9 protein-coding genes are annotated in these 11945 nt (G+C 67.7%); 2 read left to right on the top strand and 7 right to left on the bottom strand.

Features of this window, described 5'->3' with window-relative positions; genetic code table 11:
- The first annotated feature begins 24 nt into the window (after positions 1-24).
- The gene (cysK, locus tag SOM47_RS04545) at positions 25-984 is read left to right on the top strand and encodes a cysteine synthase A (protein WP_192083030.1); all 960 of its coding nucleotides are present in this window, start codon (positions 25-27) and stop codon (positions 982-984) included.
- A gap of 147 nt (positions 985-1131) precedes the next feature.
- On the top strand, positions 1132-1737 hold the full coding sequence (locus SOM47_RS04540; RefSeq protein ID WP_042614595.1) for an O-acetyl-ADP-ribose deacetylase: 606 nt from the start codon (positions 1132-1134) through the stop codon (positions 1735-1737).
- A gap of 40 nt (positions 1738-1777) precedes the next feature.
- Here SOM47_RS04540 and SOM47_RS04535 read toward each other — a convergent pair whose 3' ends face one another.
- The 7 genes from SOM47_RS04535 to SOM47_RS04505 all read right to left on the bottom strand — a co-directional run bounded on the left by SOM47_RS04535 (position 1778) and on the right by SOM47_RS04505 (position 11896).
- Positions 1778-2905: an ABC transporter substrate-binding protein gene (locus tag SOM47_RS04535; RefSeq protein WP_320504883.1), complete on the bottom strand. Its 1128-nt coding sequence runs from the start codon at positions 2903-2905 to the stop codon at positions 1778-1780.
- 124 nt (positions 2906-3029) lie between these two features.
- Positions 3030-4034 carry a class I fructose-bisphosphate aldolase gene (locus tag SOM47_RS04530; protein ID WP_042614593.1) on the bottom strand — a complete coding sequence of 335 codons (1005 nt, stop codon included), beginning with the start codon at positions 4032-4034 and terminating at the stop codon, positions 3030-3032.
- Between the two features lie 139 nt (positions 4035-4173).
- Complete coding sequence (gene pyk, locus SOM47_RS04525) at positions 4174-5640, bottom strand: pyruvate kinase (protein WP_042614592.1); 1467 nt, start codon at positions 5638-5640, stop codon at positions 4174-4176.
- Positions 5641-5797: 157 nt separating this feature from the next.
- On the bottom strand, positions 5798-6484 hold the full coding sequence (locus tag SOM47_RS04520) for an HAD hydrolase-like protein (protein WP_192083027.1): 687 nt from the start codon (positions 6482-6484) through the stop codon (positions 5798-5800).
- Positions 6484-7659, bottom strand: coding sequence for a phosphoglycerate kinase (locus SOM47_RS04515; RefSeq protein ID WP_042614590.1), 1176 nt, complete (start codon positions 7657-7659; stop codon positions 6484-6486). Before SOM47_RS04515 ends, SOM47_RS04520 begins: the two co-directional genes overlap by 1 nt.
- Before the next feature lie 188 nt (positions 7660-7847).
- Entirely contained in the window at positions 7848-9215 is a 1368-nt protein-coding gene (locus tag SOM47_RS04510) for a DUF3999 domain-containing protein (protein ID WP_320504882.1), read from the bottom strand.
- Entirely contained in the window at positions 9212-11896 is a 2685-nt protein-coding gene (locus SOM47_RS04505; RefSeq protein WP_192083024.1) for a DUF2339 domain-containing protein, read from the bottom strand. The genes SOM47_RS04510 and SOM47_RS04505 overlap by 4 nt, the downstream gene beginning before the upstream one ends.
- Positions 11897-11945 lie beyond the last annotated feature (49 nt).

Below are 11945 nucleotides of genomic sequence, written 5' to 3'. Positions count from 1 at the left end.
CGCGGCCCCTCCCGGAGTGCCCTCATGGCCCTGTACGAGTCCATCCTCGATACCATCGGCAACACCCCCATCGTCAAGCTGCACCGGCTGGCACCGGCGCACGTCACCCTGTACGCCAAGGTCGAAGCGTTCAATCCGGGCGGGTCGGTCAAGGACCGGCTGGCGCTGGCGATCGTGCTCGACGCCGAACAGCGCGGCCTGCTCAAGCCGGGCGACACGATCATCGAGGCCACCTCCGGGAACACCGGTGTGGCGCTGGCGATGGTGGCCGCCGCCCGCGGCTACAAGTTCGTCGCCACGATGGTGGAAACCTTCTCCATCGAGCGCCGCAAACTGATGCGCGCGTATGGCGCCAAGGTGATCCTGACCCCGGCCGCCGAGCGCGGCAGCGGCATGGTGCGCCGCGCAGCCGAACTGGCCCAGGAACACGGTTGGTTCCTGGCCAGCCAGTTCGCCAACCCGGCCAACCCGGCCTATCACCGCAACACGACCGCGCCGGAGATCCTGCGCGACTTCGCCGGCAAGCGGCTGGATTACTTCGTCAGCGGCTGGGGTACCGGCGGCACCCTGACCGGCGTGGGCGAGGTGCTGAAGGTAGCCCGCCCGGAGACCCGTATCATCGCCACCGAACCGGCCGGCGCGGCGCTGTTGAAGGGCGATGACTGGAAGCCGCACAAGATCCAGGGCTGGACCCCGGACTTCGTGCCGGACGTGCTCAACCGCAACGTGGTGGACGAACTGGTGACCGTGGAAGATGACCGCGCGATCAGCACCGCGCGCCGGCTGGCCGCCGAAGAAGGCCTGTTTGTCGGCATTTCCGCCGGTGCCACGCTCGCCAGCGCACTGGATGTCGCTGAACGCGCCGAGCCGGGCTCGGTGATCCTGGCGATGCTGCCCGACACCGGCGAGCGCTACTTCTCCACACCACTGTTCGCCGATGTGAACGAAGGCTCCGACGACGACTGGCTGGCCGGCCTGCCGTAAGCGCCCCCTGCCCTTCCGGGCGGCGTGTTGTTTTCCTGTTCGCAGCGTGTGAGACGGTCATGACGCAGCCTGCATGTCGCCCCGGTTACGGTGGCACATGCAACGCGGGACGTTGCGCCGTTTCAACGACAGCCAGGAGAAGGACGCATGAAGATCGAAGTTTGGCAGGGTGACATCACGACCCTGGCGGTGGATGCGATCGTCAATGCGGCCAACGAATCCCTGCTCGGTGGCGGCGGCGTGGACGGTGCCATCCACCGGGCAGCAGGTCCTGGACTGCTGCAGTCATGCGAGCAGTTGCCGCAGCTGCGCCCCGGCGTGCGCTGCCCGACCGGCGAAGTCGTGGCCACCGACGCGCATGCGCTGCCCGCCCGCTTCGTGCTGCACACGGTGGGCCCGGTCTGGCATGACGGTCAGCGCGATGAAAGCGCGCTGCTGGCCAATTGCTACTGGAAATCACTGCAACTGGCGGAGAAACTCGGCGCGCGCTCGATCGCCTTCCCGGCGATCAGCTGTGGCGTCTACGGTTATCCGCTGTACCGTGCGGCCGAGATCGCGGCCACGGAGACGCTGGCCTGGCAGCGCAGCCATCGTGAGCCGCGGCGGATCATCCTGGTGGCCTATAACACCGCCACGTTCAAGGCCTACCAGCAGGCGCTTTCGGCCGCCGGGCAGACCCTGGAAGACGAGAGCGAGGCAGCGCGCAGCAGTGATCGCGCCATTGCGGCGCAGTCGTTGATGCCCGCTTACTGAAAGCGGTGACGACCCTTGGGTCGTCACCGTTGCAGCATTATCAGTTGGCGTCCACGTCGGCCGGTACCGCAACCGCTACGTCACTGTCCGCCGATGCGGCATCACGCACCGAAAGCGATTCGCCGCTCCCCGCGCTCACCCGCACCTGCACCACGGCCTGGCTCTCTTCCAGGCTGGCAACCAGCAACTGGTAACGACCCGCCGGCAGGTTCGCCTGCAGGCGTGCGTTGGTGCCATTGCCGCCGTCGTCGTCTTCCAGGTTGATGGTGCCGCCGGTCAGCCGCAGGGTGGTGTCGACCTGGTCGGACAGCGCATCGATGCGCACCGAGCCGGGCTGCGGCACGTTCAGCACGAAACGGCGCTCGCCGTCCTCCCGCGACAGCAGCGCCTGCACATTGGCGCCGACAGCGAGGGTGGTGCCATCGGCGGACACCACGTCCGCGGCCAGCGCGGTGTTCTTCACGTCCAGGCGGAACTGGCCACTGCCTTCGTCATCCAGCGCGCGCACGCCCAGCTTGTAGGTGCCGCTGTCCAGCATCAGGGTCAGGCGCGAGTTGGTGGAACTGCCACCGTCATCGTCTTCCTCTTCCACATTGGCGCCCTTCAGGTCGAGCACGGTGTCGAACGCATTGGAGGTCAGGTTGATCTGGTACAGGCCGGGCTTGTCGACCTGCAGGGTGTATTCCTGGCGCTGGTCGGCCAGCAGGTCGACGATCTGCCCCCCATTGGCCAGCGGCTTGCCGTCATAGGGCACCACCTCGGTGGCCTGCAGGCGATACGGACCGTAAGCATCGGCGTCGTCGCCATTGACCGCGATGCGGTAACGGCCGGCGCCGTCGGCACGGAAGGTCACTTCCAGGCCACTGTCTTCAGAGCGCTCGCCACGGGTCACCAGGGTGCCGTCGTCGCGGAATACCGATATCGCGCCGGACAGCGAACCGACCAGCTTCAGCGACACCGCCTGCTTGTCCTTCAGTTGCATCGAATAGAGCTGGTAGCGGCTGCCGTCGCTGAAGCTCAGCGGGCTGGAGGTGGTGATCTCGCCGGCCACCGCCTTGTCGAAGTCCAGCGAAGCGGCCTTGCCGCCGTCGGCGGCGCCCGCCTTCTGGCCACAGCCGCCGATGGCCAGCGCCAGCGCGGCGGCCAGTAGTGTCGTTGCAGTACGCATGGTGTTTCTCCTTGGCCCATCATTCAGAGGCCGCGAAGTGGCCATGCCCCGGGCAGGCGACACGATAGCGGAAAAAAAAAACGCCGGCACGTGCCGGCGTTCTTTCATCGGCGGGGCAGCCGGATCAGCCGTTCCACTTGCCCAGTGCAGCCTGGCCATTTTCCTTGGCGCGCTCGTACACGGTCTTCTGCGCGGCGGCGTAGTTGCCCTTGGTGTCCTTGCCCCACAGCGCCAGTGCGGCCTGCTGCATGGCACGACCGTAGGAGAAGGTCAGCGGCCACGGCAGGTTGCCCATCTGGTTCATCGCGTTGAGGTGTTCGGTGGACTGCTCGTCGCTCTGGCCGCCGGACAGGAACACCACGCCCGGCAGGATCGCCGGCACGGTGCTCTTCAGGCACATCACGGTCGATTCGGCCACTTCTTCGGCATCGGCCTGCTCTTCGCAGTCCTTGCCGGAGATGACCATCGAGGCCTTCAGGATGGTGCCTTCCAGCAGTACGTTCTGCTGGTACAGCGCGTCGAACAGCGAGCGCAGGGTGGCTTCGGTGACTTCGTAGCAGGTTTCGATGTCATGGTCGCCGTCCATGATCACTTCCGGCTCGACCATCGGCACCAGGCCGCATTCCTGGCACAGGGCGGCATAACGGGCCAGCGCATGCGCGTTGGACTCGATGCAGGTACCCGACGGGATGCTTTCACCGATGTTGATGACCGCACGCCACTTGGCGAAGCGTGCACCCAGCTTGTAGTACTCCTGCAGGCGCTCGCGCAGGCCGTCCAGGCCTTCGGTGACCAGCTCGCCCGGGCAGCCGGCCAGCGGGTGCGCACCCTTGTCGACCTTGATGCCGGGGATCATGCCGTTGTCGGTCATGTACTTGGCGAACGGCACACCGTCCTTGGTCGACTGACGGATGGTCTCGTCGAACAGGATCGCGCCGGAGATGTGCTCGTTGAGCTTCGGCGTGGTCAGCAGCAGTTCGCGGTAGGCGCGACGGTTTTCTTCGGTGTTCTCAACGCCGACGCTGGCAAAGCGCTTGGCGATGGTGCCGGTGGATTCGTCGATCGCGATGATGCCCTTGCCCGGGGCGACCATGGCCTGGGCGGTTTCAGCCAGCTGTTCGATGCTCATGTACTTCCTGTGGCGGGTGCGGGAAAAACCTGATTATAGCCCCCGCCTCCCGTGAACTGTCCGTCCACGGGATCTGGAATCGCTTTCATGCCGTGTAACCGTGACGGCGCTGCGATTGCGCCGCGCCGTCCGGGCTTGCTTACAGCTCGCCCAGTCCGCTGGCGCTGCCGTTCGCACCCACTTCCAGCAGGCGCAGGGTGTTGGTAGCGCCATGGGTTTCCATGTGTTCGCCACTGGTGAACACCACGCGGTCGCCGGCGGCCAGCAGCCCGGCTTCGGCCAGCAGGCGGATGCTGCCACGCGCGGCTTCACGCGGGGTCAGGCCACGGCTGTCGAAATTGATCGGGAACACATCGCGCATCAGAGCCATCTGGCGACGGGCGCCGTCGTGGCGGGTCACCGCGAACACCGGCGCGGAGGCACGGAAACGCGACAGGTAGCGGGCGGTGCCGCCGGATTCGGTCATCGCCACGATCGCGCGCACGCCCACGTGCTGGGACAGGAACATGGTGGCCATGGCGATGGCCTGGTCGGCACGTTCAAGGTTGCGCGGCGAGGCGCCGAAGTCGGTTTCGGTCTGGAACTGGCGCTCGGCACCCAGGCAGATGCGCGCCATCGCTTCCACCGCCTTGACCGGATAGGCGCCAGCAGCGGTTTCCGCCGACAGCATCACCGCATCGGTACCGTCGATGACCGAGTTGGCCACGTCCAGCACCTCGGCGCGGGTCGGGATCGGGCTTTCGACCATCGACTGCAGCATCTGCGTGGCGGTGATCACCACCTTGTTCTGCGCCAGCGAGGCCTTGATGATCTTCTTCTGCAGGCCCGGCAGTTCGGCATCGCCGATTTCCACGCCCAGGTCGCCGCGCGCCACCATCACCACATCGCTGGCGTCGACGATTTCTTCCAGGTTCTCGATGGCTTCGGTGCGCTCGATCTTGGACACCAGCGCGGCATAGCAGCCGTGCGATTCGGCGATCTCGCGGGCATCGTTCATGTCCTGCGCGTTGCGGCAGAACGACACGGCGATGAAGTCCACGCCGATCTTGGCAACGATGCCGATCAGCTCTTTGTCACGCTCGGTCAGCGCGCCCAGCGACAGGCCACCGCCCTGCTTGTTCAGGCCCTTGCGGTCGGACAGCACGCCGTCGTTGAGCACGGTGTTGATGATGCGCTCGCCCTGCACTTCCACCACCTGCAGCTGCATCAGGCCGTCATCCAGCAACAGCACATCGCCCGGGCCGACGTCCTGCGGCAGGCCGAGGTAGCTCACGCCGACCTGGGTGGTGTCACCCGGCGGCACGTTGGTGGCGGCCACGAGGTCGAAGCGGTCGCCGGCCTTGAGCTGGATCTTGCCTTCGGCGAAGCGCTCGATGCGGATCTTCGGGCCCGGCAGGTCGGCCAGGATGCCCACTTCCACGCCCACGCGGGCAGCGGCGGCACGCACGTCGGCGGCGCGCTTGGCCTGCCCGGACGGGTCACCATGGCTGAAGTTCAGGCGCACCACGTTGACGCCAGCGCGGAACAGCTCCTCGAGGATGCCGGGCGGATCGGTGGCCGGGCCGAGGGTGGCTAGGATCTTGGTGCGACGCTGACGCTCGAACATGGTTTAGGGGCTCCCGTTAAAGCAGGGAAATTAGCACATCCTTCACGGCCCATGTATGCGGTTACATCCTTACGGGGTCTGGTTCTGCGCGATGTCTGCAAGACAATACGGGGCAGCATGGAAGACCGACGTCAACACTACCCAGCTTACCCCGGCATCAGCCGATCAGCGTCAGCAACTCCGTCGGCGAGGCCGCCAGCGCATCGGCGCCGGCCTCGCGCAGCTCTTCGGCACCGCCGAAACCCCACAGCACGCCGATGTTGCGCAGGCCGTGGTGGCGCGCGCCTTCGATGTCCATGCGGCGGTCACCGATCATCCAGCACTGGCCTGGTTGCAGCGACAGCCGGGACAACGCTTCGGCCACCAACTGCGGTTTGCTGCTGCGGCTGCCATCGGCGGTGGCCCCGATGACCTCGTCGAAACACGCACCGAAGGGCAGGTGCTCGATGATGCGACGTGCGTGGCCTTCATTCTTCGCGGTGACCACGGCCAAGCGATGGCCGCGCGCCTGCAGCGCACGCACCACCTGTTCGATATCGTCGAACACCGCGTGCTCCTGCCAGCCTTCGGTCTCGAAACGTTCGCAGTAGTACGCCACGGCCTGTTCCACCTTGGCCGCATCGTTGAACAGCGGACCGAAGCTGGTGCGCAGCGAGGGGCCGATCCAGCCGCGCAGCGCCTCCACCGGAGGCGCCGGATGCTGCATCCGCTCGAACGCATGGGTGATGCAGCGGGTGATGCCGATCTGGGAATCGATCAGCGTGCCGTCCAGATCGAAGAACAGCGTGTCACGCACCTCGACAGCGTCACGACCAACGGCCGTCACGCACTGATCATGCGCCATTACGCGCCCCGCGCTTCGAGGGCCTCCACGGCCGGCAGGGTCTTGCCTTCCAGGAACTCCAGGAACGCACCGCCACCGGTGGAGATGTAGCTGACGTCGCCGGCGATATCGAACTTGTCGACCGCAGCCAGCGTGTCGCCACCACCGGCAATGGAGAACGCCCGGGAGCTGGCGATGGCGCGCGCCAGCGCTTCGGTGCCCTTGCTGAAGGATTCGAACTCGAACACGCCGACCGGGCCATTCCACACCACCGTGCCGGCCTTGCCGATCAGCTCGGCGTACTGCGCCGCGGTCTGCGGTCCAATGTCCAGGATCAGGTCGTCCTCGGCCACCGCATCGACGGCCTTCACCGTCGCCTCTGCATCGGGCAGGAACTGCTTGGCCACCACCACGTCGACCGGCAGTGGGATGTCCGCGCCGCGCGCCTTGGCGTCGGCAACGATCTTCTTCGCGGTATCCAGCAGGTCCGGTTCGTACAGCGACTTGCCGACCGGGTATCCGGCCGCAGCGATGAAGGTATTGGCGATGCCGCCGCCGACGATCAGCTGGTCGACCTTGCCGACCAGGCTGGCCAGCAGTTCCAGCTTGGTACTGACCTTGCTGCCGGCCACGATCGCCAGCAACGGTTTGGCCGGTTCCTTCAGCGCCTTGGCCAGCGCATCCAGTTCGGCCATCAGCAACGGGCCACCGGCCGCCACCGGCGCGAAACGGATCACGCCGTGGGTCGATGCCTGGGCGCGGTGCGCGGTACCGAAGGCATCCATCACGAACACATCGCACAGCGCCGCATACTGGCGGGCCAGCGCTTCATCGTCCTTGCCCTCGCCTACGTTCATGCGGCAGTTTTCCAGCAGCACGATCTGGCCCGGCTGCACGTCCACGCCGCCGACCCAGTCGCGCAGCAGCGGCACGTCGCGGCCGAGCAGTTCGGACAGGCGGCGGGCAACGGGCTGCAGCGAATTTTCCTCGCTCCACTGGCCTTCCTTCGGGCGCCCCAGGTGCGATGTCACCATCACCGCCGCGCCCTGCTCCAACGCCTGCTTCAGCGTGGGCAGCGAGGCGGTGATGCGCTGTTCGGAGCTGATCTGGCCGTTCTCGATCGGCACGTTCAGGTCCTGCCGGATCAACACGCGCTTGCCGGAGAGGTCGAGGTCGGTCATGCGGACGATGGACATGGGCATTCCTGTTCTGGGGAAGAAGCGCGCCGTGCGGCGCAGCCCACTATTGTCCCGGCTGCGCAGGCGCATCGCAAACCCCAGGTAGTGACGGCCGCTGGCCGTCAACCAGGGCATGACGGCCAGCGGCCGTCACTACCGGGCCGTCAACCACGCCATGACGGCCAGAGGCCGTCATTACCGGGCCGTCATTCCCTGTCAGCGACCGGCTTCTGCCGCAGCACGCTCAGCGCCAGCCAGCCCACCACCAGGACGCCCAGCACCAGCAGCGCCCACAGCAGCCAGCGCTTCCAGTCGCGCGGCGCCTGCAGTGCAGCCTCACCGGCCAACAGCTCCGGGCCGCCTTCAAAACGTGCCAGCGTTGGCTGCCACGCCGGTCCATTGCGCTGCCGCAGATCCTCGATCAGCACGCCCACCGGCGCCTCCTGCCGCACCGCCGTCGCGCTGCCCACGGCCAGCGCATAAGGCGCCGCGCCCTGGCTCAGGAACACCAGCACTTCGGGCTGGTAACCCACGCGCAGGGTGGGCACGGCGGGGGTCGTGGCCGGATCGGCCACCAGTTTCCAATAACGATCCCGGGTCACCCCGGACAACAATTGCGGCGCGGACTGCTGGCGACTGCCGCCGCCGGCCTCCAGTTGGTAGGCCACCCATGGCGCGGTGCGGCGCTGCCAGTCGGCCGCCGGATCATCGCGACTGAAGGCCGCCCACTGCACCAGGCTGTTGTCGCGGGTGGCTACATCCAGGCGGCTCACCGGGTAGCGGCCATCCAGAGTGAATTCGAAGCTGCCGCTGCCCTGCTTCACCGGCTGCAGCGCGACCCACTCCCACGGAATCGTCGCCGCGGCCGGCGGCAGTTCCGCCAGCACGCCACGCAGCACGGGCAACGGCTGGCCCTGGTTGGGCAGCACGCGCAGGTAGCGCACGCTGCGGTCCACGCCGATCCGGCGCTGCAAAAGGCGCTTGCCCGCGCGCTGCAGGTCCACCAGCGGCACCTGCGCATCGATCTGCTGCCAGTTGCGCAGGTCATCGCTGGCATCGACCTGCACGGTGGCCTGCAGCGGTTGTGCCTGTGGTTCCCAGTCCAGCATCACGGCGGCAAGCGGTTGCTGTCCCAGCACGCTGGCATCGATCAACCAGCCCGCCGACTGCGCCGCTCCCGCCGATGCGCCGAGCCGTGCTTCAACCCGGCGCACGCGGCCGTCACTGTCGCGCTCGGTCAGCAGCTGCAGGTCGTTGCGGCTGCGGACATCCAGTGGCGGCAGTACGAACCAGGGCAGCTCACGCTGCACCGGCGGTTGCGCCAGCGGCTGGTCCGGCGCCAGCAGGGCCGAAGGCAGCGCCTGTCCGGCGGCGTTGTAGACCTGCACGTCGGCCAGTTGCGGTGACCACGCACGGCGGTAGATCTGCGGCTCCAGGGTGATCCGGTAGGCCCCGGACTGCGCGCTGGAAAGACTCAGTGGCCACTGCTCGACGTACTGCTGCCGATGTTCCTGCGCGGCCACGGCAGTGGGGACCACCAGCAGGGCCAGCATCAGCCCCATCCACGATTTCATGCTTGGTTCTCCACGGTCTGCGGCTGGCGCGGCGGCGCCGGCGCGAAGTATCCCACCACGGTACACAACAACCCGTAGGCGATGAACGAGGCGATGCCGAGCAGGTTGCCCAGGTGCTGGCGGTCGACCAGGATCAGCTTGGCCAGTACCACCGCCATCAGCACCGCACCGACTGTCCACAACACGCGCTGGCCGCGCCGCGAGCCCCATACCCAGGCGACCACGCCGAGTACGCTCCAGACCACGGTAAGGCTGGTCTGGGCCAGGCTGGAGCCCAGCAGCGCATCGTTCCAGCGCACCCCGCCCCAATGATGCACTGCGTGCAGGGTCAGGCTGGTTACTGCGATGAAAGCAGCGATCGACAGCAGCGGCACGCGGATCCGCTGCAGCGCGGCAGGCGCCTGGCCGATATACAGCCAGCGCGCGGCCAGCAGCAGGATCGCCCACTGGACCAGTTCGGCAGGATTGACCAGCGGCAGCCACGGTAGCGGATCGGAGCGGCCCGGCGTGCCGTGCAGGTACAGCCAGACGCAGCCCAGCAGGCCGAACAACACGCTCTGCAGCACCGGCCGGGCAGGATCGAACGCCGCGCCGAGCGGCAGGCTGATCCAGCGCCAGCGATGCAGCGTGGCCACCACCAGCGCGATCCACGGCAGCAGCACCACCACCACCTGCCATCCGCCAGCCATGCCGAAGCGGCTGGCCACCTGCTGCAGTGCCAGCGACAGCACGCAGGGCCACAGCAGCCACCACAGGAACTGCGCGACGACGGCCACGCGGCCCGCGCCCTGGCGCAGCGCATGCAGCGAACGCGTACCGAGCACGGCCATCAGCGCCCACGCCAGGCCGCCATAGCCGGCCAACGGCTGCTCGTGCGTGCCCACCTGGGCGATCAGCAGCGGGAAGGCGAAGGCGAGCATGGCCAGCGTGGTCAGCCCGAGCACGCGTGCGGGCTGGCGACGATACGCCTCGGCAGCCAGCCAACCGGTCACCGCGGCGATGATCAACAACGCATCCGGCTGGTGACGGTCGGGCACGAAACGGAAGCACTCGGCGACGAGCCCCGCCAGCCACCACATCAGGCCCCACAGGTAGTACACCAGTGCGATGCTGCTGCGGGCATGCTGGCGGCAGCTCCACGCCGATGCGAAGCCGGCCAGCGCCAGCAGCAGTACGCCGATCGCGGTGGGATTGAGGAACATGCGCGCGTCGCTGTCCCAATGGTCCGCACCGGCGACGAAGGCGAAAGCCGCCGCGATCTGCAGCAGCGCGCCACTGATCTGCGGCAGGCGGCGCTGCTGGCGCAGGCCCAGCCACACCAGGCCGGCGCCTTCCAGCGCGAACACCGCGCCGGTGACCCGTGCCGACAGCGCCAGCGGCACCGCCAGCGTGGCAAAGCCCACCGCCAGCACCGCGTGCGACTGGGCCAGCACGTGGTAGGACGGACGCGTGAGCAGCGCGCGGGCGAGCACCGCGTATACCGCTGCCACGCCCACTGCGATGCCGGCCAGCAGCATCGGTTGGTCATGCAGCAGCGCGGCCTGCAACGAGAACGCCACCAGGGGCGTGCCGAATACCAGGCTGCCATCGACCAGGTCGCGTTTTTCCGCCGGCTGGCGCCGTGCGTACAGCAGCGGGATCAGCAGGTAGAAGGCGAAGAACAGGGCCAGGAACGGCTGCGTGGTGGGCAGGTCCTCCGGGCGGTACTGCAACACGCCCCAGGCCGTGCCGATGCCGAAGGTGAACACGAAGCCCAGCAGGTTCAGCGCGCGCCACGGACGGAACCAGGCGATGGCGAAGATGCCGGCGTTGAGCACCGCGTAGTAGCTGAAAAGCCCAACGTGGTTGCCATTGCCGGTGGACAGCCACAGCGGCGCCATGAAGCCGGCCAGGATGCCCAGCACCGCCAGCGTGCGGGATTCCTGCACCACGGCCAGCACGCACAAGCCGGCCACCAGCAGGATGCTGGCGATGAACGCCGGCGCAGGATCGACCAGACCGTAGACCTTGAAGGCCGCGAAGGTGGTCAGCAGCAACACCCCGATGGCGCCGCCCTGCAGCGCCAGCGCAAACAAGCGACGCTGGCCGCGCTGCTTCCAGCCAAACACCAGCAGGCCGAGCGCGCCGACGGTGATGCCGGCCAGGCGCAGCTCGATCGGCACGTCCAGCAGGCCCTGGTCGCTGACGTACTTCAGCAACGCGGCGACACCGGCCAGCAGTACCAGCATGCCGATCTTGACCGGCACGTTGCCTTCGGTGAACCAGCGCTTGGCACCTGCCAGCAGGCGTTCGACCGGATTCGGGCCGGACGGAGGCGGCGGTTCGCGATGGGCCGCCGCACGCTGCGGCTCCGCGGTGTCCTGGTGTCCGGGCGGCAGCGGTGGCGGCGCGGCGGGAGAGACGTTGGCGAAGCCCTCCGCCGCCGCTTCGCGATCGATTTCCTCCGCATGCGGGGCATGCAGTGGCCAGGGCTGCAGCGGCGGGACCGGGTCCCACTCGGCCGCTGGTGGGTGCGGCCCGGCGGTCGGTGCCCGCACAGCAGGCACGCTGGCAGCATCGGAGAGGGAGGCCTCCAGCAGCTCTACGCGACGGCGCAGGCCGGATATCTTCACCAGCGCCACCACGAGCAACAATGGAATGGCCAGCAACACCAGCCCCAGCATGACGATCAACGCTTCCATTCAACGGCTTCCTGCTGTCGCTACGGTGCCACGATGGCACCGCCGGGCC

Source organism: Stenotrophomonas sp. CFBP8980 (assembly GCF_034046095.1).
Classification (GTDB): Bacteria; Pseudomonadota; Gammaproteobacteria; order Xanthomonadales; family Xanthomonadaceae; genus Stenotrophomonas; species Stenotrophomonas lacuserhaii.
Note: the sequence above shows the minus strand (reverse complement) of the source record. Positions and strands in the feature narration are given on the sequence as shown.

Bases quoted from the DNA above. Each gene is read 5' to 3' on its own strand.
- cysK (WP_192083030.1), top strand. From the start codon at position 25: ATGGCCCTGTACGAGTCCATCCTCGATACCATCGGCAACACCCCCATC.
- SOM47_RS04535 (WP_320504883.1), bottom strand. From the start codon at position 2,905: ATGCGTACTGCAACGACACTACTGGCCGCCGCGCTGGCGCTGGCCATC.
- SOM47_RS04515 (WP_042614590.1), bottom strand. From the start codon at position 7,659: ATGTCCATCGTCCGCATGACCGACCTCGACCTCTCCGGCAAGCGCGTG.
- SOM47_RS04530 (WP_042614593.1), bottom strand. From the start codon at position 4,034: ATGAGCATCGAACAGCTGGCTGAAACCGCCCAGGCCATGGTCGCCCCG.
- pyk (WP_042614592.1), bottom strand. From the start codon at position 5,640: ATGTTCGAGCGTCAGCGTCGCACCAAGATCCTAGCCACCCTCGGCCCG.
- SOM47_RS04505 (WP_192083024.1), bottom strand. From the start codon at position 11,896: ATGGAAGCGTTGATCGTCATGCTGGGGCTGGTGTTGCTGGCCATTCCA.
- SOM47_RS04540 (WP_042614595.1), top strand. From the start codon at position 1,132: ATGAAGATCGAAGTTTGGCAGGGTGACATCACGACCCTGGCGGTGGAT.
- SOM47_RS04520 (WP_192083027.1), bottom strand. From the start codon at position 6,484: ATGGCGCATGATCAGTGCGTGACGGCCGTTGGTCGTGACGCTGTCGAG.
- SOM47_RS04510 (WP_320504882.1), bottom strand. From the start codon at position 9,215: ATGAAATCGTGGATGGGGCTGATGCTGGCCCTGCTGGTGGTCCCCACT.